The 25,468-nt window shown below is 61.2% G+C and carries 21 protein-coding genes and 1 pseudogene; 11 read left to right on the top strand and 11 right to left on the bottom strand.

Translation table 11 applies throughout. The features are described from left to right. The first annotated feature begins 66 nt into the window (after positions 1 to 66). Positions 67 to 453 carry a response regulator transcription factor gene (locus tag V1290_RS20210; RefSeq protein WP_334366032.1) on the top strand — a complete coding sequence of 129 codons (387 nt, stop codon included), beginning with the start codon at positions 67 to 69 and terminating at the stop codon, positions 451 to 453. A gap of 833 nt (positions 454 to 1,286) precedes the next feature. On the opposite strand, the pseudogene V1290_RS20205 reads toward V1290_RS20210, so the two are convergent. Beyond that, positions 1,287 to 1,799, bottom strand: a pseudogene (locus V1290_RS20205) (methylated-DNA--[protein]-cysteine S-methyltransferase); the annotation flags it as partial. A gap of 275 nt (positions 1,800 to 2,074) precedes the next feature. Between V1290_RS20205 and V1290_RS20200 the strand changes: the two are divergent. Both V1290_RS20200 and V1290_RS20195 read left to right on the top strand, forming a co-directional pair. Continuing rightward, on the top strand, positions 2,075 to 3,298 hold the full coding sequence (locus V1290_RS20200; RefSeq protein ID WP_334366031.1) for an ABC transporter substrate-binding protein: 1,224 nt from the start codon (positions 2,075 to 2,077) through the stop codon (positions 3,296 to 3,298). A 284-nt stretch (positions 3,299 to 3,582) separates the two neighbouring features. Continuing rightward, positions 3,583 to 4,809, top strand: coding sequence for an ABC transporter substrate-binding protein (locus V1290_RS20195; RefSeq protein ID WP_334366030.1), 1,227 nt, complete (start codon positions 3,583 to 3,585; stop codon positions 4,807 to 4,809). 81 nt (positions 4,810 to 4,890) lie between these two features. Here the strand turns inward: V1290_RS20195 and V1290_RS20190 are convergent, their stop codons facing one another. Beyond that, complete coding sequence (locus V1290_RS20190; protein WP_334366029.1) at positions 4,891 to 5,316, bottom strand: DUF1330 domain-containing protein; 426 nt, start codon at positions 5,314 to 5,316, stop codon at positions 4,891 to 4,893. Between the two features lie 145 nt (positions 5,317 to 5,461). Between V1290_RS20190 and V1290_RS20185 the strand changes: the two genes are divergently transcribed. Beyond that, a complete protein-coding gene (locus tag V1290_RS20185; protein ID WP_334366028.1) occupies positions 5,462 to 7,678 on the top strand; it encodes a transglycosylase domain-containing protein in 2,217 nt (738 codons plus the stop codon). A 140-nt stretch (positions 7,679 to 7,818) separates the two neighbouring features. Here the strand turns inward: V1290_RS20185 and V1290_RS20180 are convergent, their stop codons facing one another. The 4 genes from V1290_RS20180 to V1290_RS20165 all read right to left on the bottom strand — a co-directional run bounded on the left by V1290_RS20180 (position 7,819) and on the right by V1290_RS20165 (position 11,954). Next, entirely contained in the window at positions 7,819 to 8,640 is an 822-nt protein-coding gene (locus tag V1290_RS20180) for a M48 family metallopeptidase (protein ID WP_334366027.1), read from the bottom strand. A gap of 226 nt (positions 8,641 to 8,866) precedes the next feature. After that, a complete protein-coding gene (locus V1290_RS20175) occupies positions 8,867 to 10,216 on the bottom strand; it encodes a polyhydroxyalkanoate depolymerase (RefSeq protein WP_334366026.1) in 1,350 nt (449 codons plus the stop codon). Positions 10,217 to 10,344: 128 nt separating this feature from the next. Beyond that, the gene (locus tag V1290_RS20170; protein ID WP_028347742.1) at positions 10,345 to 11,163 is read right to left on the bottom strand and encodes an ABC transporter permease; all 819 of its coding nucleotides are present in this window, start codon (positions 11,161 to 11,163) and stop codon (positions 10,345 to 10,347) included. Then, positions 11,160 to 11,954 carry an ABC transporter ATP-binding protein gene (locus tag V1290_RS20165; RefSeq protein WP_334366024.1) on the bottom strand — a complete coding sequence of 265 codons (795 nt, stop codon included), beginning with the start codon at positions 11,952 to 11,954 and terminating at the stop codon, positions 11,160 to 11,162. Before V1290_RS20165 ends, V1290_RS20170 begins: the two co-directional genes overlap by 4 nt. 125 nt (positions 11,955 to 12,079) lie before the next feature. On the opposite strand from V1290_RS20165, the gene V1290_RS20160 reads away from it, so the two are divergent. From V1290_RS20160 to V1290_RS20145, 4 genes are all read left to right on the top strand, one after another. Then, positions 12,080 to 13,405 carry an ActS/PrrB/RegB family redox-sensitive histidine kinase gene (locus V1290_RS20160; RefSeq protein ID WP_334366023.1) on the top strand — a complete coding sequence of 442 codons (1,326 nt, stop codon included), beginning with the start codon at positions 12,080 to 12,082 and terminating at the stop codon, positions 13,403 to 13,405. Positions 13,406 to 13,520: 115 nt separating this feature from the next. Then, positions 13,521 to 14,075 (top strand): ActR/PrrA/RegA family redox response regulator transcription factor, encoded by a 555-nt coding sequence (locus V1290_RS20155; protein ID WP_028347745.1) that lies wholly within the window; start codon positions 13,521 to 13,523, stop codon positions 14,073 to 14,075. Positions 14,076 to 14,268: 193 nt separating this feature from the next. Further along, the gene (locus V1290_RS20150; RefSeq protein ID WP_334366022.1) at positions 14,269 to 15,990 is read left to right on the top strand and encodes a SulP family inorganic anion transporter; all 1,722 of its coding nucleotides are present in this window, start codon (positions 14,269 to 14,271) and stop codon (positions 15,988 to 15,990) included. A 301-nt stretch (positions 15,991 to 16,291) separates the two neighbouring features. After that, entirely contained in the window at positions 16,292 to 18,412 is a 2,121-nt protein-coding gene (locus V1290_RS20145) for an MASE1 domain-containing protein (RefSeq protein WP_334366021.1), read from the top strand. Here the strand turns inward: V1290_RS20145 and V1290_RS20140 are convergent. Continuing rightward, on the bottom strand, positions 18,407 to 19,069 hold the full coding sequence (locus tag V1290_RS20140; RefSeq protein ID WP_334366020.1) for a response regulator transcription factor: 663 nt from the start codon (positions 19,067 to 19,069) through the stop codon (positions 18,407 to 18,409). The two genes, V1290_RS20145 and V1290_RS20140, sit on opposite strands and share 6 nt — an antisense overlap. 417 nt (positions 19,070 to 19,486) lie before the next feature. On the opposite strand from V1290_RS20140, the gene opgC reads away from it, so the two are divergent. Then, positions 19,487 to 20,869 (top strand): OpgC domain-containing protein, encoded by a 1,383-nt coding sequence (gene opgC / locus V1290_RS20135; protein WP_334366019.1) that lies wholly within the window; start codon positions 19,487 to 19,489, stop codon positions 20,867 to 20,869. Positions 20,870 to 20,930: 61 nt separating this feature from the next. After that, positions 20,931 to 21,149 carry a hypothetical protein gene (locus tag V1290_RS20130; protein WP_334366018.1) on the top strand — a complete coding sequence of 73 codons (219 nt, stop codon included), beginning with the start codon at positions 20,931 to 20,933 and terminating at the stop codon, positions 21,147 to 21,149. Positions 21,150 to 21,198: 49 nt separating this feature from the next. On the opposite strand, the gene V1290_RS20125 is transcribed toward V1290_RS20130, so the two are convergent. From V1290_RS20125 to V1290_RS20115, 3 genes are all read right to left on the bottom strand, one after another. After that, positions 21,199 to 21,411 (bottom strand): DUF2945 domain-containing protein, encoded by a 213-nt coding sequence (locus tag V1290_RS20125; RefSeq protein WP_334366017.1) that lies wholly within the window; start codon positions 21,409 to 21,411, stop codon positions 21,199 to 21,201. A 377-nt stretch (positions 21,412 to 21,788) separates the two neighbouring features. Next, complete coding sequence (locus V1290_RS20120; RefSeq protein ID WP_334366016.1) at positions 21,789 to 22,274, bottom strand: MmcB family DNA repair protein; 486 nt, start codon at positions 22,272 to 22,274, stop codon at positions 21,789 to 21,791. A 158-nt stretch (positions 22,275 to 22,432) separates the two neighbouring features. Further along, entirely contained in the window at positions 22,433 to 23,266 is an 834-nt protein-coding gene (locus V1290_RS20115) for an RMD1 family protein (RefSeq protein WP_334366015.1), read from the bottom strand. Positions 23,267 to 23,451: 185 nt separating this feature from the next. On the opposite strand from V1290_RS20115, the gene V1290_RS20110 reads away from it, so the two are divergent. After that, positions 23,452 to 24,132: an MBL fold metallo-hydrolase gene (locus V1290_RS20110; RefSeq protein ID WP_334366014.1), complete on the top strand. Its 681-nt coding sequence runs from the start codon at positions 23,452 to 23,454 to the stop codon at positions 24,130 to 24,132. A gap of 34 nt (positions 24,133 to 24,166) precedes the next feature. Here the strand turns inward: V1290_RS20110 and V1290_RS20105 are convergent, their stop codons facing one another. Beyond that, entirely contained in the window at positions 24,167 to 25,378 is a 1,212-nt protein-coding gene (locus V1290_RS20105) for an extracellular catalytic domain type 1 short-chain-length polyhydroxyalkanoate depolymerase (protein WP_334366013.1), read from the bottom strand. Between the last annotated feature and the right edge of the window lie 90 nt (positions 25,379 to 25,468).

Raw genomic sequence — 25,468 nt, 5'->3', positions numbered from 1 at the left:
CACTCTCCCAAGACGCGGCGGCACAGCAAAAGACATCCTCTGGTCGTCTCCAGATAAAGGATCGCCTTGTCCAATCGGGCCATATCAATCATCGACGACGACGGGTCGGTTCGCGCCGCGACCCATAATCTCGTCAGGTCGCTTGGTTACGTCGTCCATTCATTTGCATCGGCCGAGGAGTTCCTGCAATCGCCGCATCTGAATGACACTTCGTGCGTGATAACGGATGTCAGAATGCCCGCCATGAGCGGGCTGGAGCTGCAAGCTCATCTACTCGCCACCGGCCATCGCTTTCCCTTCATATTCGTCACGGCCTTTTCGGTCGAAAGCGACCGCGCCCGGGCCATGAAGGCGGGAGCGACCTGCTTCTTGAGCAAGCCGTGCGATGGGGAAGCGCTGATCAAGTGCCTCGAAGCCGCGCTGGCGCCAAATGGCGCGGCGGCAACCAAATGAACCGATCCGGCCCTAGAGCCTCTCGGTTCTGATTGAATCAGAACCGGGCTCTAGATTCTTGTCTTGACGCGTTTTCTTGACGCGAACCGGTGTCCACTTCGCTGGAAAACGCTCCAGGGCGAGCCAGCATACGTAAGGATGATCTCGCCAAACATCTGGACGAATTGCAGACAAGCCCCGACCACGCCAGACTTCGCATCACCCTTCGAGAAACGAAGGGCGCAAAGCATCACACATTTTGATCGGAAAATGGCAATTCCCCGGAAGGAGGTCGCCATGCGTACAGAACCGCGTTGCTCCGAGTGTGACAGCGAAGGCCCCAAAATCATCTCTCTGCGAAATCCAGCGCGCGAGCGCTACTGCGGGCGCTTCTGTCTCGACAAGGGCCACGAGAGTTTCATTCGCTGGTTACGGCGTGCCGATGCGGAGATTGCGTCATGAAAAATTGTTGCGGAAATCCGGAATGCAAGCGACCCTTCGGGCTGGTCCGGCGTAGCTGGTACTTCCAGCAGTTTTGTTCGTCGAAGTGCCGAGAGATCTACAAGCGTCAACTGGAGCGCAACCGGACCTATTGGAAGTGGCTCTACCAGGTGCCGGAATCTGCGGCGCACAGAGACCATCTATCGTGCCGGTGATCGCGGAGGAGCCAGCATGGCAACAGTAAATGCGATGCTGGTGGGCGCGTTACTGGCGTGGGGGCCTCTGCTGATTGTATTCATCTATATCCTTCGCGACATGCGAAACGCGCCCCGTGACCCCGATTGACTTGAAACGGGTGACGACGCCGAGCGCAACGCGCCCAGCCGATCCGCCTCTCCTGTTCCCGAGCACGCAATCTCCACGCCCTCGTGCTTGAGCAGCCAGCGCTTGCGCTCCAGCCCGCCGCCGTACTTCACCAGCGAACCATTGGCGCCGATCAGGCGGTGGCAGGGCAGGACCACGCTGATCGGATTCGAACCGTTGGCATGGCCGACGGCGCGGACGGCGCGCGGCATCCGAAGTTTTGCGGCGAGCGCGCCATAGCTCATCGTCGTCCCTGCCGCGATCTTCGGCAGCGCGTTCCAGACCTTCTGCTGGAACGGCGTGCCGGCGACGCGCCATTCGATTGCCGCGAGGCGGTCGAGGTCGCCCTTGAAATAGCCGGTCAAGGCGGCGCGCAAACCACGCGGCGCCCGCCCGTTGTTCAAATTCACCTCGCCATAATGCAGACGCAGCAACTGCTTCATGCGCGGCTCATAGTCTTCCCAGTCCAGCGCGCGGAGCAGGCCGTCCGCATCGGTGACCAATAGCGCCGTGCCGATCGGCGTTGGCAGGCGGTCGAGGTTGAAATTCTCTGGCATCGTCATCCCTACAAAGATATCGGCAAGCGATCCGCACTTTTCACCTGCGGCGTATTAGTGTCCACCCGAATTCCGCTGCCGGTTGGCCGGATCCTCAGCGTGCAGGCGGCGCCCGTGGCGCTCGCCTTGGTGCTGCTCTGGCCGGCGTAACGGCCTCTCCCGTACTGCCTTGCATTGACAAAACCGTTCCGCCACACTCGCTCCCAACGATGACGTCCGGCCTTCCGAACGGATGACCGGAACAGGATCATCGGTCGAGATCAAGGGAAGGGAGCAACTATATGAGAAGTGGCGTTCTTCATCTGATCGCAGGCACGGCGGTCGCGATCGCACTGGCGTCACCCGCCAACGCGCAGAAGAAATACGATACCGGCGCGAGCGATACCGAGATCAAGATCGGCCAGACCGTTCCGTTCTCGGGCCCGGCCTCGGCCTATGCCGGCATCGGCAAGACGCAGGCCGCCTATTTCAGGATGATCAACGAAAAAGGCGGCATCAACGGCCGCAAGATCAACCTGATCCAGTATGACGACGCCTACTCGCCGCCGAAAGCCGTCGAGCAGGTGCGCAAGCTGGTCGAGAGCGACGAGGTGCTGTTCACCTTCCAGATCATCGGCACGCCCTCGAACGCCGCCGTGCAGAAATATCTCAACGCCAAAAAAGTGCCGCAGCTCCTCGCCGCGACCGGCGCCTCGAAATTCACCGACCCCAAGAACTTTCCCTGGACGATGGGATACAATCCCAATTACCAGTCGGAAGGGCGCATCTACGCCAAATACATTCTACAAAATCATCCCAACGCCAAGATCGGCATTCTGTATCAGAACGACGATCTCGGCCGCGACTACGTCACGGGCCTGAAAGAAGGGCTCGGCTCCAAGGCCGCGTCAATGATCGTCGCCGAAGTCTCCTACGAGCTGACCGATCCGACCATCGACTCGCAGATCGTCAAGCTGAAGGCCGCCGGCGCCGACCTGCTCTACGACGCCTCGACTCCGAAATTTGCGGCGCAAGCGATCAAGAAGGTCGCCGACCTCGGCTGGAAGCCGGTCCATATCCTCGACATCAATGCGAGCCCGGTTTCGGCGACGCTGAAGCCGGCGGGTCTCGACATCTCCAAGGACATCATCTCGACCAACTACGGCAAGGATCCGGGCGATCCGCAGTGGAAAGACGATCCCGGCATCCAGGCCTATTTCGCCTTCATGGACAAATATTACCCGGAGGGCGACAAGCTCAATACCGTCAACGTCTACGGTTATGGGACCGCGGAATTGCTGGTGAAGATCCTGCAGCAATGCGGCGACAACCTCACGCGCGAAAACATCATGAAGCAGGCCGCCAATCTGAAGAACGTCACCGGCAGCCTGTCGCTACCTGGCATGGTCACCAACACCTCACCGACCGACTACCGCATCAACAAGCAGATGCAGATGATGAAGTTCAACGGCGAGCGCTGGGAACTGTTCGGCCCGATCATCGAGGATACCGGACCGAGCGGTTAGCGCCTGCCCGATTCAAGACAGCAGCCGTCGGCATCACACGATGCCGGCGGCCTTTGCTTGTTTGGGCCACGCAATGCCCGCGCGGCCGTGCATCATTTTGCGGCTGACACAAGCAATGGATTCTTTTTGAGCAGACGGAACCTGACGCCCGAAACCCGGCTTTTGGATGCCTTGCATTGCAACATGGCTTCCGCCACTATTGTGGCAGCGACGACATCCGTGCGGCCGGACCGGCCGGCGGACAGATCAGCGCCAATCATAAAACAAACGAGGAATGCAGCATTATGAGGAAGGGTATTTTCCATCTGGCCACCGGCACGGCGCTCGCACTTGCGCTGTCGGTCTCGACGGCGTCGGCGCAGAAAAAATACGACACCGGCGCAAGCGACACCGAGATCAAGATCGGCCAGACCAATCCATTCAGCGGACCGGCCTCCTCCTATGCCACGATCGGCAAGACCCAGGCGGCCTACATCAAGATGATCAACGATCAGGGCGGCGTGAACGGCCGCAAGATCAATCTGATTCAGTATGACGACGCCTATTCGCCGCCGAAAGCGGTCGAGCAGGTACGCAAGCTGGTCGAGAGCGACGAGGTGCTGCTCACCTTCCAGGTTCTCGGTACGCCCTCGAACGCAGCGGTTCAAAAGTATCTGAACGCGAAGAAGGTGCCGCAGCTATTCGCGGCCACCGGCGCGTCGAAGTTCACCGATCCGAAGAATTTTCCGTGGACGATGGGCTTCAACCCCAACTACTTCGTCGAGGGGCGCATCTATGGCCAGTACATCCTGAAAGAACATCCGAACGCCAAGATCGGCGTGCTCTACCAGAACGACGACCTCGGCAAGGACTATCTGAACGGCATCAAGGCCGGCCTCGGCGACAAGGCGGCGAAGATGATCGTGGCGGAAGCTTCCTACGAAGTCTCCGATCCGACCATCGATTCGCAGATCCTCAAGATCAAGGACGCCGGCGCGGACTTGTTCTTCTCGGCGTCGACACCGAAGCAGGCGGCGCAGGCGATCAAGAAGATCGCCGAGCTCAACTGGAAGCCGGTGCACATCCTCGACATCAACGCCACCTCGGTCGGCGCGGTGATGAAGCCGGCAGGCCTCGAGGCTTCCAAGGGCGTGATCAGTGTCAACTACGGTAAGGATCCGCTCGATCCGACCTGGAAGGACGACGCCGGCATGAAGAAGTATTTCGAGTTCATGGCGAAGTACTATCCTGAAGGCGACAAGGATTCGAGCTTCAACTCCTATGGCTACATGACCACGCAATTGCTGATCCATGTGCTCAAGGCATGCGGCGACAATCTGACCCGCGAGAACGTGTTGAAACAGGCCACCAACCTGAAGAACGTTCAGCTCGACCTGCTGCTGCCGGGCATCTCGGTCAGCACCACGCCGACCGACTACCGCGTCAACAAGCAGTTGCAGATGATGAAGTTCAACGGCGAGCGTTGGGAAATGTTCGGCCCGATCCTCGAGGACAAGGGCGCGGCGGGTTAGGCCCGTTGAGCGAAGAGAACGATCGGCGGAAGAGCGATCGGCGGTCCTTCGGGGACCGCCGATTTTTTGTAGGGTGGGCACTCACTTAGGAATCTCCCCGAACGTCTTGCCGGCCGGCAGCACAGCGTGGCGGATCAGGCGGGAATCCTCGACCGCGGCCTGGCGGTGCTTCACCGCCTCGCGGTAGACGGGATCGCGGATCATTTCCGCGAACGCTGCGACATCAGGGTATTCGGCGATGAAGCAATGGTCCCAGCGCTCGTCTTGCGGCCCGATCAGCATCAGTTCGAACCTGCCCTGCCATACGATCCGTCCGCCGAGCCGTTCGAACACCGGTCCGCTTTCGCGCCCATAGGCAGCATAGGCTTCCGCGCCGGTCGCCTTGCGGCCGTCGGGATAGGCCGCCTCGACGCGCAGCCGGACGAGGTTGAGCATGTGGATCGGACCCGGCCGGTCATTGGCTTTGAATTGCGCGAACACTTCCTTGGTGGGATCGATGTGGCCCATGCCGCTTTCTCCTTAGAACGCTGCCGTTTGCGTCAATCCTAATACGGCCCCGCCGCACCTCCTAATCCCGCATTAACCTTTCCGTAACCGACCCTTAAACAGCGACCGCTAGCGTGCGGCGAGACGGGTGTGAACGGCGTTTGGCATGGCGTGGGGACGGAAAAGGAGCGGCGGACGCAAGGAGCCGCTGTTCGGGCTTCCGGCAGCGCTGGCGGAGCTGCGTCTCTCGCCCGAGGATCGCATTCCGGCTGCCACCGACGACGACGAATCGAAAAAGCCAGTGCCGAAGCGCAAGCACGAAGACGACGAGGACGAGCCGCCGCGCGAGCGCAAGCCGCGTGGCGCCAAAAGCGGCGCGAAGCGGCGCTCGAAACGCCGCTTCAGGTTCGGCCGTCTCGTTTATTGGGGCGCGGTGCTCGGCCTGTGGGCGGCGATCGCGATCATCGGCGTCGTGGTCTGGGTCGGCGCGCATCTGCCGGCAATCCAGTCGCTCGAAATTCCAAAGCGCCCGCCGACCATCCAGATTGTCGGCATCGACGGCAGCGTGCTGGCCTCGCGCGGCGAAGCGCCGGGCGCCAATGTCGCGCTGAAGGATCTGCCGCCCTACCTGCCGAAGGCGTTCATCGCCATCGAGGACCGCCGCTTCTATTCGCATTACGGCATCGATCCCGTGGGCATTGCACGCGCCGCGGTCGCCAACATCCTGCATCGCGGCGTTTCGCAAGGCGGCTCGACGCTGACGCAGCAGCTCGCGAAAAACCTGTTCCTGACCCAGGAACGGACGATTGCGCGCAAGCTGCAGGAAGTGGAGCTCGCGCTATGGCTGGAGCGCAAGCATTCCAAGAACCAAATTCTCGAGCTTTACCTGAACCGCGTCTATTTCGGCTCCGGCGCCTATGGCGTCGAGGCCGCGGCGCAGCGCTATTTCGGCAAGTCGGCGAAGAACGTCACCGTCGCGGAAGCCGCGATGCTGGCCGGCCTCGTCAAGTCGCCGTCGCGGCTGGCGCCGAACCGCAACCCCGAAGGCGCGGAAGCGCGCGCCGGAATCGTGCTCGCGGCGATGGCGGAAGCCAAGTTCATCAGCGACGCCCAGGCCAAGGCCTCGATCGGACATCCCTCCTACAACGTGAAGCCGGCCGGCGCCGGCACCATCAACTACGTCGCCGACTGGATCGGCGAAGTGCTCGACGATCTCGTCGGCCAGATCGACCTGAGCATCGTGGTCGAGACCACGATCGATCCGAAGCTGCAGAGCGTGGCGGAAGCCGCGATCATCGATGAGCTGGCGGCCAAGAGCGTGAAGTTCCATGTCACGCAAGGCGCGCTGGTGGCGATGACGCCCGACGGCGCGGTGCGCGCCATGGTCGGCGGACGGAACTACGCCGAGAGCCAGTATAACCGTGCAGTCACCGCCAAACGCCAGCCCGGCTCGGCGTTCAAGCCGTTCATCTACCTGACCGCGATCGAGGGCGGGCTTTCGCCGGAAACGATCCGACAGGACGCGCCGCTCGACCTGAAAGGTTGGCGGCCGGAGAACTATACGCATGAATATTTCGGCTCGGTGACGCTGACACAGGCGCTGGCAATGTCGCTCAACACGGTCGCGGTGCGGCTCGGCCTGGAAGTGGGGCCGAAGAACGTGGTGCGGACCGCACACCGGCTCGGGATTTCATCAAAACTCGAGGCCAATCCCTCGATTGCGCTCGGCACCTCTGAAGTCTCGGTAGTTGAGCTGGTCGGCGCTTACGCGCCGTTTGCCAATGGCGGGCTCGGCGTGTCCCCGTATGTGGTGACGAAGATTCGCACCAACGAAGGCAAAGTGCTGTACAGGCGCACGGCCGACCCGCTCGGGCAGGTGATCGAGCCGCGCCATGTCGCGATGATGAACGCGATGATGCAGGAGACGTTGCTCTCGGGCACCGCGCGGAAAGCGGAGATTCCAGGCTGGATGGCCGCCGGCAAAACCGGCACCAGCCAGGATTTCCGCGACGCCTGGTTCATCGGCTACACGGCCAATCTCGTCACCGGCGTCTGGCTCGGCAATGACGACAACTCGCCGACCAAGAAGGCGACCGGCGGCGGCCTGCCGGTGGAAGTGTGGACCCGCTTCATGCGCTCCGCGCATCAGGGCGTGCCGGTGGCAGGCCTGCCGAACGCGCAGCGGGGCGGATTTTTGTCGAACATGTTCCAGACCGCGTCGCAGGTCAGTGCACAGCCGCCGCAGTCCGCGCCGGTCCCATCAGGCGGCGGATATCGGCCTGCGCCGGCACGAACTTCCGCGCCGCCACCCAATCCAAATGCGCGCCCCGAGGCGGCTGCAGGACTCGATGGCTGGCTGGTGGACCGGCTGTTCGGAAGGTAGCGAGCCGCAAACCAATCCGTCGTCCCTGCGACGCAGGGATCCATACGCCGCGGCCTGTCGGGTGGGCGATGGAGTAGACGCCTTTACGCGCAACGAACTGCTGTGGTTATGGGCCCCTGCGTTCGCAGGGGCGACGGGACCTAATCCTCGACCCCATAGCGATGCAAATCGTTGCCATGGGTGTCGAGCCAGCGCTTGGCGCGTTCGACATGAATGCAGATGCGGTCGACGACCCTCCAGAACCTGGCTGAGTGGTTCATCTCGACGAGATGCGCGACCTCATGGGCGGCGAGATAGTCCAGCACATAGGGCGGCGCGAGGATCAATCGCCAGGAATACGACAACGACCCGGCCGAGGTGCACGAACCCCAGCGGCTCGACTGGTCGCGGATCGACACCCGCCTGACCCGCACGCCAAGTTCCGCCGCATAGGCGAGCGATGCCTTGTGCAGATCCTTGCGCGCTTCGCGCTTGAGGAAGTCGTGGACGCGCCGGTCCATGTGATCGTAGCCGCCGGCCACGCACAGAATCCTCTCGCCGCTGTCGCGGGTTTCAGTCCACACCGTGCCGCGTTCGCCGGCGCGATGCACCAGGCGATGCGGCACGCCGCGCAACGGTACGATCGTGCCGGGTTGAAAGGGCGCAGCCTTCGGCAAACGGCCGAGACGGGCGGCGATCCAGCCGCCGTGAAGCTGCGCAAAGTCCTTGGCTTCCGCGAGCGTGCCGCGCGGCGGCATCGTCAGGATGGCTTCGCGATCGGTTGGGTGAATGCGTAAGGTGTAACGCCGCGCCCGCCGATGTCGGCGCAGCCTGATCGCAAAGACTTGCGAGCAGTGTTTGACCAAAAGAGTCGCGGGTTCGGCGGGCCGCCGATAAAGGAGGGCGCGAGTAGCCATTTCTTGGAGTCCGGGGAGCAGGAGTTCGCCCGGATTCTGCCATATCCGCCGCCAGGGAAATCGCATCTAAATTGCTCGGCGCAAAAAACAAATCATTTGCCCAATATACAGGGGCTTGGCGACGAATCGCCCCTAGGGGATGGGCCTGGAACTCAAAATTTCGGTTGGAACCGGACGTCAAAAGCGGTCTCAAGGAGTGAGTCTGAACTCACCCCTTGATTCGACCGAAATCCGGATTGTTTGAATCTTCCCAGCAACTTATGGGCGACACGGAATCGGTGCCGCCGGCGCACTATTCGGCCGCACGGACCAATGTTGGCTTGATCTTAGCCGCTGACTCATTGGTATTCGTCGCCGACATCATGAAATCGGAGATGCGCGGCACGATTTCGGAACGGAATCGCGATCCGTTGAACACGCCGTAATGTCCGACGCCCTTTTGCACGTAATGGACGCGGCGATGATCGGGAATATGGGGGCATAAAGCGTGCGTCGCTTCGGTCTGGCCGAGCCCGGAGATGTCGTCGTTTTCGCCTTCCACCGTCATCAGCGCCACGCGCCGGATCTTTGATGGATCGACCGGCGTGCCACGATGAGTCATCTCGCCCTTGGGCAGCGCGTGCTTGACGAACACGAGATCGACGGTCTGCAGGTAATACTCCGCCGTCAGATCCATGACCGCGAGGTACTCGTCATAGAACTCGCGGTGCTTGTCGACCATGTCGCCGTCGCCCTTCACCAGATTGTTGAACAGCGCCTTGTGCGCGTCGGTGTGGCGGTCGAGGTTCATACTGATGAAGCCCGAGAGCTGCAAAAAGCCCGGATAGACGTCGCGCATCACGCCGGGATGCGGGAACGGCACTTTGGTGATGACATGGTTGCGGAACCAGTCGATGCCGCGTTCGGCCGCAAGGTTGTTCACCGAGGTCGGGTTGCGGCGGGTATCGATTGGGCCGCCCATCAAGGTCATCGACAGCGGCACGAAGGGATCGCGCACGGCTTCCATCACGGAGACCGCCGCCACCACGGGCACCGAAGGCTGACACACCGCGATCACATGCATGTTGCCACCGAGCACATGCAGCATCTCGATGACGTAGTCGACGTAGTCATCGAGATCGAAGCGGCCCTCGGTGAGGGGAACCATGCGCGCGTCGGACCAGTCGGTGATGTAGACTTCATGCGTCGGCAGGAACGCCTCGACCGTGCCGCGCAGCAGCGTCGCGTAATGGCCGGACATCGGCGCCACGATCAAAACGCGCGGATGGGGCGCGCGCAGCGGCCGGGTCAGCTTGCGATCGAAGTGCAGCAAACGGCAGAACGGCTTTTCCCAGATCGAGCGGACCTCGACGGGCGTCTGGATGCCGTTAACTTCGGTGAAGTCGAGCCCCCATTCGGGCTTGCCGTAGCGGCGCGTGGTGCGCTCGAACAATTCGCAGGCCGCCGCGACCGATTTGCCGAATTGCGTGTGCGACCACGGATTAAGCGGGTTTTGAAACAGTATCTTGGTGGCGTCGGTCACGGCCCGTGCCGGATTGAGCGACGCGTGGCCCATTTCGTACATCCAGTACATCGGCGTCGTGAGCGCCGGACTGCCTTCGGCCACCAGCGGCGGTGCGCCGCCAAACTCACCAATCGGCATTTTATTTCTGACCTTCTGTTTGCGCCGCAGCATAGTGCAGAATGCAAAATAATGCGTCAATGCGCCGAACGGGCCTGTCCACGCGCCAAAAGGCGTAGAAACCCCGGAAAACCACGGGAAACTGTGACTTATTCGCCACCCCCGAGCAAAGATCCGTGATGTTTGGCACTGCGCAAAAGAGCGAGGAAGATCGCAAAGGAAGCGGTAAACAGCACCGCGTTGATGGCCAGTGACCAGACCATCAGGTCGATCCTGAGCACGTGATCGATCAGAAGCGTACGCATGCCCTCGAACACATAGGTCGGCGGCAGCATCCACGCGATCCATTGCAGCCAGGCCGGCAGCACCGCGACCGGATAGTAGACGCAGGCGAGCGGCATCAGGCCGAACATCATCGTCCAGACGATGCTCTCGGCACCCAGCCCGTTGCGCAGCACCAGGCCTGAAACAAAGATCCCGATCGACCAGCTCGTGAAGATCAGATTGCAGAAGAACGCGATCAGCGGCAGGCCGATGGCGAAGAAATTAAAATCGAAGAAGAACAGCGCCAGCAGCGTCATCGGAATCACGCCGATCGCGAGCCGGATCAGGCTCATGATCATCAGCGAGATCAGGAACTCGATCGGCTTCAGCGGGCTCATCATGAGGTTGCCGAGGTTGCGCGCCCACATCTCCTCGAGAAACGAGATCGAAAAGCCAAGCTGCCCGCGGAACAGGATGTCCCACAGGATCACAGCGCCGATCAGCGTGCCGCCGGCGCGCGCGAAGAAATTATCATTCTGCGCGATGTAGTTCTGCAGAAAACCCCAGGTGATGATCTGCAGCGCCGGCCAGTAGATCAGCTCCAACAGCCGCGGCCACGACGACATCAGGAGATACCAGTAGCGCAGCACCATCGCCTGGATGCGGTGCGCGGAAATCCCGTGATGGGTGGCGGTAGCGCTCATGGCGCGGTCTCCGCCACCCGGCCGCGCGCGACGTCGAGGAACACGTCTTCCAGCGTGGTGCGGTTGTAGCGCGCCATGATCTGGTCGGGACTGTCGTCATCTTCGATGCGGCCGCGCTTCATGATGATGACGCGGTCGCACAGCCGCTCCACTTCCAGCATGTTGTGCGAGGCCAGCAGGATGGTCGCGTCATGGGTCCTGCGATAGTTCTGCAAATGCTGCCGCACCCAGTCGGCGGTATCCGGATCGAGCGAGGCCGTCGGCTCGTCGAGCAACAGCAGCTCCGGCTGGTTGATCAGCGCCTTTGCCAGCGCGACGCGGGTCTTCTGCCCGGCCGAGAGCTTGCCATTGGCGCGATCGAGAAAATCTTTCAGGTCAAGGTCCGAGGCGAGCTGCTCGATGCGCTCGGCGAGATTCTCCACGGCATAGAGCCGGCCGAAAATGGTGAGATTCTGCCGCACCGTGAGCCGCATCGGCATGTCGACATACGGGCTCTCGAAATTCATCCGCCCGAGCACCTCGGCGCTCTGCTCCGGCATCGCGTGTCCCAGCACCTGGACGCGGCCCGAGGTCGGCAGCACCAGCCCCATGATCATGGCAATGGTCGTGGTCTTGCCGGCGCCATTGCCGCCGAGCAGCCCGGTGACGCTGCCACGCGCGATCCGGAACGAGATGTCGTCGACCGCGCGGGTGGTCTTGTAGAGTTTTATCAGATGCGCAACCTCGATCGCGGCGGGACCTTGCGGCCCGGCCGCGGGCGATTGCGCTGGCGTGGCGTCACCTGTCGTCATGCAATCCGTTCATTGGGCCATCGCGGGGATGAGCGCAAGGCTTTGAACTTCGTGGCCATGAGGCCCTGCCCCACACGCGATCCAACGAATTTGTGATCGCGCGCCGCGACAGCTAAACTCCAGCAATGTCCGATGTCGCAGCCTCCGATTTCCGCCATCCGCACCGCTATGTCCGTCTCGATACGATCCTCCGGCTGCGCTGGCTGGCGGCGCTCGGCCAGCTCACCGCGATCTTTATCGTGGCGCATGGACTGGAGTTCGACTTTCCCGTTGTTGCCTGCGTGGCCGTCGTCGGGATCTCGGCGCTGCTCAATCTTGCGCTGCAGGTTGCCTTCAACCCGATGCAACGGCTGGAACCGGTCTATGCGGCGACGCTGCTCGCGCTCAACATCGTCGAATTGGCCGCGCTGTTGTTCCTGACCGGCGGCTTGCAGAACCCGTTTTCATTTCTGTTCCTCGGCCCCGTCCTGATCTCGGCGACGGTGCTGCCGATCCGGATGACGGCTGGCCTCGGGCTGTTGGCGGTCGCCTGCGCCTCGGCGCTGGTGTTCTTCCATCTGCCGCTCCCTTGGGACAGCGAAGACCCGCTGGTGCTGCCGCCGATCTATCTGTTCGGCGTCTGGCTCTCGATCGTGCTCGCGATCGGCGTCACCAGTCTCTATGCATTCCAGGCGACCGAGGAGGCGCGCAAACTTTCCGACGCGCTGGCCGCAACCGAGCTGGTGCTGACGCGCGAGCAGCATCTGACCCAGCTCGACGGGCTGGCCGCGGCTGCCGCGCATGAACTCGGCACGCCGCTATCGACGATCTTCCTGATTTCGCGGGAGCTGGAAAAGACCGTCGAGAGCAATGACCAGTTGGCCTCCGATCTGAAGACCCTGCGCGAGCAGGCGCAGCGCTGTCGCGACATCCTCGCCAAGATCACCCAGCTATCTTCGTCCGGGGCGCCGTTCGACCTCATGCCGCTGTCTACGCTGATCGAGGAAGTGGTGGCGCCACACCGCGATTTTGGCGTCACGATCAGGGTGCGGCTTGCTGTCGCAGCCACCCGGGAGCCTGTCGGTGCCCGGAACCCGGCGATTCTGTATGGCGTCGGCAACATCCTGGAGAACGCCGTCGATTTCGCGCGGACGACGGTAGAGGTTAACGCCTGGTGGAACGCGGATACGGTCGAAATCGTCATCTCCGATGACGGCCCCGGCATCGCCCCCGACATGCTGAAACGGATCGGCGAGCCCTATTTATCAAGGCGCCGCAGCGCCGATGAACCCCACCGCGAACGCGCCGGCCTCGGCCTTGGCGTGTTCATCGCCCGGACGCTTCTGGAACGCACCGGCGCGAAAGTTTCGTTCTCCAACCGGACCTTTCCCGATCACGGCGCCGTGGTGCGGATCGCGTGGCCGCGCGTCCGCTTCGAGGCCGAGGAAAGTGCTGCCGGGCCAGTGGATTAAAAGGCGTTAAGATTCAGGAAACCGGGGCTGCTCGACGCTGGGGCCCTTGGCAGTGCAAAATTACCGCGCCATATGGTCTATAAGTGCTCCGCATCCGCAACCGGGATACCTTGCCTTGAACGACATCGCCGAACTGAACGATCTCGCCGACCGCTCGCTGCTGATCGTCGAGGACGACAAGCCGTTTCTGGAGCGCCTGTCGCGAGCGATGGAAACCCGCGGTTTCGCGGTGACATCCTGTGACACCGTGTCTGACGGGCTGGCGCAGATCAACAAGTCAGCACCGGCCTTTGCGGTCGTGGATCTGCGGCTCGGCGACGGCAACGGGCTCGATGTGGTGTCGGCGCTCAAGCGCAAGCGCCCCGACGCGCGCACCATCGTGCTGACCGGCTACGGCAACATCGCAACCGCCGTCACGGCGGTGAAGATGGGCGCGGTGGACTATCTCTCGAAGCCTGCCGACGCCGACGACGTGGTCGCGGCGCTGCTCGCCAGCGGCACCGAGAAATCCGAGCTGCCGTCCAATCCGATGTCGGCGGATCGCGTGCGCTGGGAACACATCCAGCGCATCTATGAAATGTGCAACCGCAACGTCTCCGAAACCGCGCGGCGTCTGAACATGCACCGCCGCACCCTGCAGCGCATTCTCGCCAAGCGCGCGCCGCGGTAGTCCCCCGCTGTCAATCCCCGATCATCTCGGGGCCCCTCCAGGTTTGCCGAAGGCGGCCGTCGTCCTGCGCCGCAGGCATCGGCTATAATCAGCCCGGATCAACGGAAAATCTCGCACGGCAGGGTATGCGTGAAGACCGGTCGCAACGGCGCCGAGCCCAAGCGCGCCCGGCTAGGCTTGGGAGTGACCGGCAATGAAGCACTGGATGCGCTGGCTGCCAGGTCTCGACACCCTCCTTCGATATGAAGCGGGGTGGCTCAGGCACGATATCCTCGCCGGGCTCGCGCTGTCGTCCATGCTGGTCCCGGTTGGCATTGCCTACGCGGAGGCGTCGGGCTTGCCCGGCATCTACGGTCTGTACGCAACCATCATTCCGCTCTTTGCCTACGCATTGTTCGGCCCAAGCCGCATCCTCGTGCTGGGACCGGACTCGGCGCTTGTAGCTATCATCCTTAGCGTTGTCGTTCCGTTGTCTGGCGGGGATCCGGTCCGTGCGGCAGCCTTGGCCGGCATGATGGCCATCGTTTCCGGGGCGGTACTCATTCTGGCAGGCATCGCGCGCCTGGGCTTTGTGACCGAGCTGCTCTCCAAGCCGATACGCTACGGCTACATGAACGGAATTGCATTGACCGCATTGATCAGCCAGCTGCCAAAGCTGTTCGGCTTCTCGATCGAGAGCGAAGGATCTTTGCGGAGCTTGTGGGCGATCGCCGGTGCCGTCCTTGAAGGAAAGACCAACTGGGTGGCCTTCGGGATCGGGCTCGGCACGTTGGCGGTTATCCTGCTGCTCCAGAAATACAAGCGGCTGCCGGGCATTCTGATTGCAGTCGTCGGGGCAACCGCCGCTGTCGCTGCGCTGGACCTTACGACGCGTTACAGCGTGGCGGTTCTGGGTCCCCTTGCGCAGGGTCTGCCGGGTTTCGCCGTTCCCTGGATCGGTCCTGGCGATTTAGTTCCGGTGCTGATCGGCGGTTGCGCGATCGCCATGGTATCTTTTGCAGATACCAGCGTGCTTTCGCGCGCCTATGCCGCACGATTGGGCGATCACGTTGATCCCAACCAGGAGATGGTGGCGCTCGGCGCCGCCAATCTGGCAACCGGTCTTTTTCAAGGTTTTCCGATCAGCAGCAGCAGTTCGCGTACGCCTGTTGCGGAAGCCGCCGGCGCCCACACTCAACTGACCTGCGTCGTTGGTGCGCTTGCCATCGCTTTCCTTCTGCTGGTGGCGCCCAACCTCCTTCAGTATTTGCCTAACGCTGCGTTGGCCGCTGTCGTCATCGCCGCTGCGATCAGCTTGATTGAGGTCACCGACCTCAAGCGGATCTTCCGCATTCAGCCGTGGGAGTTCTGGCTATCGATCGTCTGCTTTGCCGGCGTCGTCGCGCTCGGAGTGATTCCGGGAATAGGTCTGGCAATCGCTATCGCCATTGCCGAATTTCTATGGGACGCCTGGCGCCCGCACTCCGCCGTATTGGGGCGCGCCGACGGCGTCAAAGGTTATCACGACATCACGAGATATGCGGATGCACGCCAGATCCCTGGGCTGGTTCTGTTCCGATGGGATGCGCCTCTGTTCTTCGCCAATGCTGAATTTTTCAAGGAGCGCGCTCTGGACGCGGTTGCGAAATCCCCGACGCCCGTCCGTTGGCTGGTCGTTGCGGCGGAGCCGGTCACCAGCGTTGACGTCACCGCCGGCGATACGCTCGCCGTGTTGGACGAGACGTTGCACGCACAGGGTATCGAGCTTTGTTTTGCCGAACTCAAGGATCCCGTAAAGGACAAGCTGAAAAAATTCGGACTGTTGGCGCAGCTTGGCGAGAATTGCTTTTTCCCAACCGTCGGCGCAGCCGTTTCCGGCTACCTGGAAGTCCATGACGTAGAGTGGGTCGACTGGGAAGACCGAGCCAAACGTTAGGGGGTGACATGCCGGGCACACGCTGATCGACTTCCGCCCTTGGCACTTGGTGGCCGTGATCGACGTCCCGACAAATGTCCGCTGGTCAGGGAAGAGCGGACCTCGAGGGTCTAGCCGCGATGTCCGAGAATGACCCCTTTTCAGACTTCGCGGGGCAAAGGCTTACTGCCAGCTGCGCGTTCTGCTACCTCTGGGTAGTTTTCTCAACGAACCCGAATTGCGATTATGCAGGGCAATTGCGGTGGCCGCCGGGGTGGGTCAGTCAGGCAGACGATCCAACTGCCTAGTCCAGGCGTCAACGATGTCCGATCCACGATCACTAACGCCGGAGATAAAGTTCCGCCGAGGCATTAGCTATGCCGGCGGTCTGGTCGCAATTGGACTGATCTATTTCGCCCTGGCAAAAGGCGGCCTTGCTCTCGCCTCTATTCATCCCAGTGCAACACCAATTTGGCCACCGACGGGTGTCGCGCTGGGGGCGGTGCTATTGTGGGGATATCGGACTTGGCCCGCAATTTTCACGGCGGCGGTGATCGCCAATGCGACGACCGCCGGCTCGGTTGCCACCGCAATTGCGATTGCGACCGGTAACTCTCTTGAAGCGATTGTTGGCGCTTACCTGATCAATCGATGGTCGGGCGGATGTAATACGTTTTCGATGCCAAATTCTGTCGCGAAGTTTGCTCTGATTTGCTTCGTGATCGCGACACCAATCAGCGCCAGCATTGGACTGATCAGCCTTGCAACCGCCGGGTACATCGAACCGACGAATTTCGTGGACGCCTGGGTCACATGGTGGCTGGGAGATGTGACCGGTGCGCTGGTCATTGCCCCTGTTATTGTGCTTTGGGCATCAAGCCACTATCACGCTTTCAACCGCAATGAATTTTTGGAGACGGTCGGCGTCCTCGCGACCGCAGCGACTGTTGGACTCATTGCTTTCAGTCCCCTGATCGAGCAAACGCCAAGCCGAGATCCATTGGGTTTTCTTGCGATCTTGCCAATGTTGTGGGCGGCGCTGCGCCGCGGTCCACGCGACACCGCAACGGTTGCGCTGGTGCTTGCGGGCATCACGATTTGGGGGACGCTAATGGGCGGCGGTCCCTTCACGACTGCGGATCTCAACGCTTCATTCCTGCTGGTGTTGATGTTCTTGATCAGTATTACCGTTCCAAGCTTGTTACTGAGTGCTGATGTCGAGGTGCGCAAGAAAGCGGAGGAAAGTCTGCGCCGCGCGCAGATCGAACTCGAACGGAAGGTCGCAGAGCGAACGCAAGAGCTGGAACTCGCCAATGCAGCAAAATCGCGCTTTCTTGCCATGGCAAGCCATGATTTGCGGCAACCCTTACATGCACTAGGCCTGTTCGTTGCACAGTTGCGCACGCCTCTCAAATCGCGGGAAAGAACAAAGACGATCGAGCGGGTCGATGCAACGCGTAAAGAAATGGACGATATGTTCAATTCGCTTCTGGATATCTCCAGGCTCGATGCTGGGATGCTTACCCCCAAAATTACCGAGTTCCCGATCGCGCGCCTGTTGGAAACGCTAGAGACGAGGTTTGATCAGGCAACGCGAGAAAAAGGCCTGCGTCTACGTGTTAGGCGAAGTGACGCCTGGGTGCGCAGCGACGCCATGCTGCTCGAACGCATACTGCTCAATCTGGTATCCAATGCTGTGCGCTATACCTTGCAGGGCGGGATCATTGTTGGATGTCGTCGCCGCGGTGAAATGTTGCGTATCGAAGTATGGGATAGCGGTCCCGGCATTCCTGAGGATCAGAAGCAGAATATCTTCGGCGAGTTTTTCCAAGTTCCTGCCCCCGGACGGAACCAGTACAGCGGCCTGGGGCTTGGCTTAGCCATTGTCGACAGGCTTCGCCTGCTTCTCAACCATCAAATCGAGTTAGCTTCGACTGTGGGCCGAGGTTCGCGATTCGCGATCCTGGTTCCGATGGCAGATCAATGCGTCACGTCCACCGAGCCGGTCGACCCACCTCAACCCGCAGCATTCGCTGTCGAAGGCAAGGTAATTCTTGTTATTGCAGATGCTCCAATTGTGCAGGAGGGAACGGGCGGATTGCTTGGCAAATGGGGATACTCCGTCCTTACCGCCGGGTCCGACGAAGCTGCACTTTACCGACTTGCTGAGCGCGAACAACGCCCCGATCTTATAATCTCGGACTATCATCTTGCGAGCGGCAAGACCGGGATTCGAGCAATTGAACAAATCAATGCGGCGTTTGGTTCATCAATTCCAGCTATTCTCATCAGCGGCGATACGGCACCTGAACCATTACGTGACGCTAAGGATAGAGGATACATTTTGCTGCACAAGCCTGTCGACCCAATGCGGCTCCGCGCTGTTATGCGCGAGCTCTTTATGGATCATGACGATAGGAGAGACACCGGGACGGCTTTATGACTCAGATTTCGGCGACAATTCGCAGCCCATTTTTCCTACTTTAATTACTGCCTCGGTGCGGCTTGTTACGCCGAGTGCCTTGAGAACGACCGTGACGTGGTTCTTCACTGTCGGCACCGCCATATTGAGGGTCTTGGCAATGACCTTGTTGCTTTTTCCCTTCATCAGGAGCGCAAGCACTTCAATCTGCCGATCAGTCAACCCGAGATCCTTAAGAGAGTCGTGCGTTGCTAGCTTATTTGTAAGCCGCGGAGACGTTGTTTCCTCCAGAATCTCCGAGGGAATGTAAATACCACCGGAGAACACTAACTTAATGGCGTTGAGCATGACCTCACGTTCGGTAGTCTTCGGGATGAAACCCAGAGCGCCAAGTTTGAAAGCGCGCTTGACTGTATCTTGATCATCCGAGGATGAGAGAATGATGATAGCAATGGTCGCATAGCGGTCTCGCAGTTCGCGGAGGACAGAGAAGCCATCTCGATCAGGCAAATTGATATCAAGCAAAATGAGGCTGATGTCGGGATGTTCCTCGACTATGTGCATTGCCTGACGGCTGTTCGAAGCTTCAAATATGACGGCGTCTCGCTTCAGTTGTTTCAGGACACCGCGCAACGCCTCGCGAATCAATGCATGATCGTCGACAATAAGAACTTTCATAAAAGCTCTCCGTCATCCCATTGCACGGAGATCCAATTGAAAAGAATATCATATACCCACCTTCGGGTCTTTGGCGAGGAAGAGGCTGGCGGAAGACTGGCTCCCGAATCCGTCCATCAATTGATGCCGAGATCTCTACGGTACCTTAATCATAGGACCTAGGAACCTGTCTGTGTGGACCTCCGGCTGATTTACGCGCGCCGTGCCGCTGAACGATAATCGTCAACGGATAGCCTCACGCGCTAGGAGATTCTACCAAGCGCATATGGTCGTTATCGCAATAGCTTTTCGTGGCCGAGTTCGGCGTGAAGCAGCTCTAGACTGCGGCGTTGTCACGATCCGGCAGTGCGGCGGCGATGTTTTTTATCAAATTCGGTCCCTCTTGAAGCGCGCTCGCACGCCGGATGGGGCAACCAGATGGATGATCGAACCGCCACCCCGAAGCCATTGGTAGGCGCGCTGCCGGAGCTGAAAGGCCAGGGTCGTGACCTGCGAATAGATGCCTGCCGGGGCATCGCGCTCTGGTGCATCTTTCTTGACCATGTCCCCAACAACATCGGGAGCTGGCTGACGCTGCGGAACTACGGCTTCAGCGATGCCGCGGAAGTGTTCATGTTCGTCTCGGGCGTAACCTGCGCGCTGGCCTACGGCAAAGCATGGCGCTGCGAGGGCTGGACCGGAGTGATCAGCCGAACGCTGCGGCGAAGCTGGGACATTTATGTCGCATTTCTGCTGCTCACGCTCGCCTGCGCCATCCTGGTTCACCTCGCAGGCACGGGCCGCCTTGCTGACGAGAGCAATACGCGCATCTTGCTGGACCATCCGGGCGCAACGCTCGCGCGCGCGGCGGTCCTGCAATACCGTCCCGTCAACACCGACGTGTTGCCGGTCTTCGTGCTTCTTCACCTCTTGTTTGCGCCGCTGCTGTGGCTGCTGCTGCGAGCGCCGAACGTGACGCTTGGCGCCTCGCTGGCGCTTTATGCGCTGGTGCATGTCTTTGGCTGGACCGTCCCGGCCTGGCCAAACGGCCACTGGGCCTTCAATCCGCTGGCCTGGCAGCTGCTGATCGTGCTTGGCGCGTGGTGGATGATCGAAGGCGAGAGAGCCCGGCCGTGGGGGACCTCGCGCGCCGCGCTTGTGGCTGCCGTTCTCTATCTGGTGTTCAGCCTCATCATCGCGTTGAGCTGGCGCATCAAACCGCTGGAAGTGCTGGTCCCGCAGGCGCTGCTGACGGTGCTTTTCCCGATGGACAAATCGAATCTCGATCCATTGCGACTGCTGCATTTTTTGGCCCTTGCGGTTTTGGCGGCATGGCTCGTGCCCCGCAAGTGGCGAGGGTTGATGACACCGGTGATGCGCGGCGCGATCCTCTGTGGCCAGAACTCGCTGCCAATCTATTGCGTCGGCGTTCTCTTGACGTTCGCCAGCCACCTGGCGCTGCTCGACATCTCGGACGGACTTGCGCTGCAGATCACGCTCAGCGTTGGTGGCGTGTTGGTGATGATCGTGGCGGCGACGATGCTGAACTTGATCAAGATCAAACCCAGGCAGCCGCACGCGAAGCCCGCCGACCTGCCCGTCGAGCAGCCAACCAAGTTTGAGCTGGTCGTCGATCTCAGGACAGCCAAGGCGCTCGGCGTTGACATTCCGCCCACGCTGCTCGCCGCGTGCCGGCGAGGTGATCGAATAAAGATGCTGTTTGCCCCGGTGCGCGAATCCGGCTGCGGCGCTGATCCAGTGCCAGCAATCGCGCACGCCGTGGGGCCATTAGCGAAAAATGTGGACCAGGATGTGAGTTAGATCACCAAGGACTGTGGAGCCTGCCCCTTATTCTTCCGGCCATCGTACAGGAGCCAAGGCCATGATTTCCCACCCAAGGACCCACAAGGGAGCGGTGCTGATCGCGGCGTGGATGGTGTTTGCCTGCGTAGTGGCATTACTGTCGGTCAACCTGACATCACCCACCAGCGCCGCGCTCGGCGCTGACTGGCAGTGCAGCAGGTTTGCGCTCGTAGTCACGACCTGCACCCCGGTGCGTGCACACGAGACCGTTTCCACTGGCGTGCGCAAGCGGACTTAGTACACGACGTCACGCCGGCCGCAGTGCTTTCGAATTCACGGTCGGGCCATCAGCCGAGGCGCCTCAACACCCCGGCCTTGTGCAAGGCGATGTGATCGGTCTTGTCGCTCTTGATTTCATACTGCGGATCCTCCCGTGTAGCACGGTGGATGTGGCCTTTATAGTTGACTGCTCGTTTGTGCACTTTGATGATTTTTCCGCGCACACGTCCGGCTTCCGAATTCCAGCTCACGTGATCGCCAACCTTAAACGCTTTGGCCATGGCTCACTCCTGGTCCGCTCCCTATCGTAGGGCTACGCACGATGAGAAGAGCGCGTCTGTATAACCTTGATCGCAAATTTTGTGTTCCTGCCTGCTAGCGAATAGCCATGTCGCGCCGCACAGGCGAGAGCGAAGATCGATCAGTCGAGATGTGGCGTGACGTTGAGTCCGGCGATGTCCGGAAGTGGCCCATTTCGAACCTCGCGCAATCTCCGATCCGAGTCCGCTGTGCGCTCAAAAGCTGACATCATCGATTATGAATTCGGGGCAGAGCGCCGCTAGCGCGGCGGGCTCTGTACCGGCCCGCCCGTCTCGTTGGCTGCATTTGGCAGACGCGCTCTCGAATTGCGGATGCGCCGGCGAACCCGCTTCGCGGTCTAAAACTCGCCGTGACCCTGCGGATCGATCAGCCGGTTGATGCGCTGCGCGGCGGCCATCGCGAACCTCACCGTCATCGATTTGCGCGTTGCGGCCGGCAGGCGATGCTCGGGCGCCTCGCAATGCAGATAGGCGCCATAGGCGTCGGCGATGATCAGGCCGGTGTCTTGCGGGAAGATCTCGCACGGCAAATCCTGCGTGAAGGCGAAGAACAGCCGGTCGCAATGCATCCGGTAATCCTGCCATTTCTGGTCGGCGCGCAGATCCTCCACGGATGACTTGATCTCGATGATCCAGATCTCGCCCTTCTCGTTCAGCGCCACCAGGTCGGCACGCCGGCCCGACGGTAGCGGCAATTCGCTGACGCACGAAAAGCCCAGCGACCGCAGCAACCGCGGTGTGCCGCGCGCGATCGCCAGCGCCGTCTCCGACTGACGACGGTCGGGCGGAGGCACGAGGCTGATGTGGCGGGCGGGTGACTCCATGATGCTCGAACCATAGCCGATTCCGGGCCGTCCAACAGGTGGTCCCTCGCCGAGTCGGCCGCAAATTTGTTCCCCGGCCCCGGCTCGGCGCTCGCGGAGCCTGTCATCGGGCGCGCGTTCGCGCGACCCGTTGGCTCGCTTGGCCGGGACGACAAAGCTCAGGGGTGCCGACCCATGGCGAGTTGATAGATCGTCACCAGAACCTCGAACAGGATCAGGAGCACGATGATCACTTCGAGCCGAAGCGAGCGACGCGTGTCGATGATATCGGTCAACACCTGCGCGCTCTCGGCAATCACGGCGAGCTTGTGGTTCAGCGATTCCGCACGCTCATTGAGCTCGTACTCGTCCTCCAGCCGGGCATACAGCCGCTCCAAATGCGGCTTGTCCCAGAGCACGTCGGGTTTCTCTGCCACCTCGACCGGCCCCGACACCCGATGCCGCACCAGTAGCGCGCTGCCGATATTTTTCAGGATCGAGCGACGGCTGCCGCGCATACGCCCGCTCAGCGCCAGTTCCCGCGCGAACGGTTCGGTCGTGTCAAATACGCTGGCAACCTCGCGTTCATGCCGAGCCAGAACGACGCTCTTCGCCAGCGCCTCGCCGATCAGGATCAGCCGCTCGGGCGAAAGGCTTTGCAGACAGATCGGCCCGCCCGGTGGAATCTGGTCCTCCCTTTCCGGGGCCAGCTCGACGATTGCGATTTCCTCGTCACGCCGCGCAAACTTGCCGGTCATGCGCTTGTCAAGGCCGCGAAGGAATTCCTCTTCTTCCAGCGCGTTCAGTCCGATCAGGACCACCACGCCATAGCGGAAGAGAATCGCGACACCATTCTCGTTGACGCGAAACGCAAGCGGTGTGGTGGCAAGGACATCGCCGCGCTCAAGGCCCGACGTGTTCAGGCGATCGCTGACAAAGAAGGCGCGAGCCGTGGTGCGAGGCCCGACCAGCGACGATGTCGAAGCCTTATTCGATGCAGAATCCTGGCTCATGGAAATCCCAACTGCCGAACCCCGATGAAATCCGAAACTGGCCGGCGAAGGCGATACAAGACGTCGCACTCCAACCCGTCACACGACGCGCAACGCTATCACGGAGCCGTGTGGATCGCACGCCGGATACAAAATGATCGCAAACCCCGTGTTGACGACCTTCCGGGGATGAATATGTTCCCCAGATGGAAAACAGAACCGATACCCAGGCCGAGAACCAGGCGAAGGCCGGCGCGATGATCGTGCCGGTGACGCTGTTCGAGCAGAACTGCACCATCATCTGGCACGAGCCTTCCAAGAAGGCCGTGGTGATCGATCCCGGCGGTGACGTTCCCAAAATTCTGGAGGCGATCAAGCAGACCGGCGTCACGGTCGAGAAGATATGGCTGACGCACGGCCATATCGATCATGTCGGCGGCGCCGCCGATTTGCGTGACGCGCTGCAGGTCAAGATCGAGGGTCCGCATATCGCCGATAAATTCCTGCTCGACAACGTCGTCTCGAGCGGCGAGCGCTTCGGCATCACCGGGGTGCGCAATTTCGGGCCCGACCGCTGGCTCGACGAAGGCGATCAGGTCTCGATCGGCGAACTCACCTTCGACATCCTGCACTGCCCCGGCCACTCACCCGGCAGCGTCGTGTTCTTCAACAAGGAATTGCGCTTCGCCCATGTCGGCGACGTGCTGTTCAACGGATCGGTCGGGCGCACCGACCTGCCCGGCGGCAGCCACGCCACGCTGATCAATTCGATCAGGGAAAAGCTATTGCCGCTCGGCGACGACGTCGGCTTCATCTGCGGCCATGGCGCCGGCTCCAGCCTCGGTCAGGAGCGGCTGACCAATCCGTTCCTTACCGACGCGATGTGAGCTGAAATTGTCCGGCTGACGCTGTGGTGTCCGGCTACTTCATCAAGCCTGCGGCCGTCAGCGCGCGGGTGATGACGCTGCCGACATCGATGCCGCGGCGCTTCGGTTCGCGCGGCGCCGGCTTGTGTTCGCGAACCGGCTTGTGGGTCCTCGACCAGAGTCTTGCGGCGATATCGGACGACTGCAGGGATTCCGTGGCAGCCGACCGAACGATCTTTGGCGCCTGCGCTGGCCTGGCCGCTTCGCTGGCCGGACTGACGCGCTCGGTCAGGCCGAAAAAATTTGCGATGTGATACGACGAGGAAATTCCCGCCTCGATCAGGAACGCGCCTTCCGCGCCGTAGCGCTCGTCATTGCCGGCAAGCCCCAGCGGCGTACCGTGGGCCATATCGGTGATGGTATAGGACTCCACGACGGTCTCGCCGTCTTCGTTCCACCAGACCTCGCGCGGATGGCCGTCGACGTCTCCCATCGACATCGGCGCCGCCGGCAGGCCGTGGACGTCGAGCCACTGCTTGACGATCTCATTGGCGTTGCCCGGGTTGACGGTGCGGTCGGCGCTGCCGTGCCATACCGATACTTTCGGCCATGGCCCCCTGTGCTTGGAGGCCTTGCGCACGAGATCGCCCAGCTTGCCGGCGGGGCGTGATGTCGACTGCATCATGCCGCCGAGCGCTTCGCGGACATTGCTGGCGATACCGTAGGGCAGACCGGCGATGATGGCACCACCCGCAAACACGTCCGGATAGGTCGCCAACATCACCGAGGTCATCGCGCCGCCGGCGGAAAGCCCCGTGATGAAGATGCGGCGCGAATCGAGTTTGTGATCGGCGACCATCCGCGCAACCATCTGACGGATCGAAGCGGCCTCGCCGCGGCCGCGCGCGATGTCGCCCGGATTGAACCAGTTGAAGCAGGTGTTGGCGTTGTTCGACGCCTGCTGCTCGGGCATGAGCAACGCAAACCCGTAGCGTTTGGCGAGCGTCGACCAGCCGGTGCCGAAATCGTAACCGGCCGCGGTCTGGCCGCAGCCATGCAGCACGACGACAAGGGCGCGTGCGGGCAGCAATTGCTCCGGCACGAACGCGAACATTTTGAGCGCGCCTGGATTGGTGCCGAATCCGCTGATTTCGACGAGCGGACTGCCGGCCCCGGGCAACGTGCTTCGGCCATAGATTCCCAGGCCATTGAACCCGTTCAGCTTCGGGAAATGGCGCAAGAATTCGACGTTCTTGGCGAGAGACAACGACAGGCTCCTGGGGCGATTGTTCTTAAATCACGCTACCCAGAACAGATAGTTGTTGCACTGCAAAATAGAAAGGCCGTGCACTGTCAT

It is taken from the genome of Bradyrhizobium sp. AZCC 1578, assembly GCF_036924675.1.
In the GTDB taxonomy this organism is placed as follows: domain Bacteria; phylum Pseudomonadota; class Alphaproteobacteria; order Rhizobiales; family Xanthobacteraceae; genus Bradyrhizobium.
This window is presented reverse-complemented; position numbering and strand designations above follow the sequence as displayed.

Excerpts from the sequence above, each read along its gene's own strand:
- V1290_RS20165 (WP_334366024.1), bottom strand. The coding sequence starts at position 11,954 with ATGACGACAGGTGACGCCACGCCAGCGCAATCGCCCGCGGCCGGGCCG.
- V1290_RS20160 (WP_334366023.1), top strand. The coding sequence starts at position 12,080 with ATGTCCGATGTCGCAGCCTCCGATTTCCGCCATCCGCACCGCTATGTC.
- V1290_RS20140 (WP_334366020.1), bottom strand. The coding sequence starts at position 19,069 with ATGAAAGTTCTTATTGTCGACGATCATGCATTGATTCGCGAGGCGTTG.
- V1290_RS20130 (WP_334366018.1), top strand. The coding sequence starts at position 20,931 with ATGATTTCCCACCCAAGGACCCACAAGGGAGCGGTGCTGATCGCGGCG.
- V1290_RS20185 (WP_334366028.1), top strand. The coding sequence starts at position 5,462 with ATGGCGTGGGGACGGAAAAGGAGCGGCGGACGCAAGGAGCCGCTGTTC.
- V1290_RS20120 (WP_334366016.1), bottom strand. The coding sequence starts at position 22,274 with ATGGAGTCACCCGCCCGCCACATCAGCCTCGTGCCTCCGCCCGACCGT.
- V1290_RS20150 (WP_334366022.1), top strand. The coding sequence starts at position 14,269 with ATGAAGCACTGGATGCGCTGGCTGCCAGGTCTCGACACCCTCCTTCGA.
- V1290_RS20180 (WP_334366027.1), bottom strand. The coding sequence starts at position 8,640 with ATGCGATTTCCCTGGCGGCGGATATGGCAGAATCCGGGCGAACTCCTG.
- V1290_RS20125 (WP_334366017.1), bottom strand. The coding sequence starts at position 21,411 with ATGGCCAAAGCGTTTAAGGTTGGCGATCACGTGAGCTGGAATTCGGAA.
- opgC (WP_334366019.1), top strand. The coding sequence starts at position 19,487 with ATGGATGATCGAACCGCCACCCCGAAGCCATTGGTAGGCGCGCTGCCG.
- V1290_RS20195 (WP_334366030.1), top strand. The coding sequence starts at position 3,583 with ATGAGGAAGGGTATTTTCCATCTGGCCACCGGCACGGCGCTCGCACTT.
- V1290_RS20175 (WP_334366026.1), bottom strand. The coding sequence starts at position 10,216 with ATGCCGATTGGTGAGTTTGGCGGCGCACCGCCGCTGGTGGCCGAAGGC.
- V1290_RS20110 (WP_334366014.1), top strand. The coding sequence starts at position 23,452 with ATGGAAAACAGAACCGATACCCAGGCCGAGAACCAGGCGAAGGCCGGC.
- V1290_RS20115 (WP_334366015.1), bottom strand. The coding sequence starts at position 23,266 with ATGAGCCAGGATTCTGCATCGAATAAGGCTTCGACATCGTCGCTGGTC.
- V1290_RS20145 (WP_334366021.1), top strand. The coding sequence starts at position 16,292 with ATGTCCGATCCACGATCACTAACGCCGGAGATAAAGTTCCGCCGAGGC.
- V1290_RS20200 (WP_334366031.1), top strand. The coding sequence starts at position 2,075 with ATGAGAAGTGGCGTTCTTCATCTGATCGCAGGCACGGCGGTCGCGATC.
- V1290_RS20170 (WP_028347742.1), bottom strand. The coding sequence starts at position 11,163 with ATGAGCGCTACCGCCACCCATCACGGGATTTCCGCGCACCGCATCCAG.
- V1290_RS20190 (WP_334366029.1), bottom strand. The coding sequence starts at position 5,316 with ATGGGCCACATCGATCCCACCAAGGAAGTGTTCGCGCAATTCAAAGCC.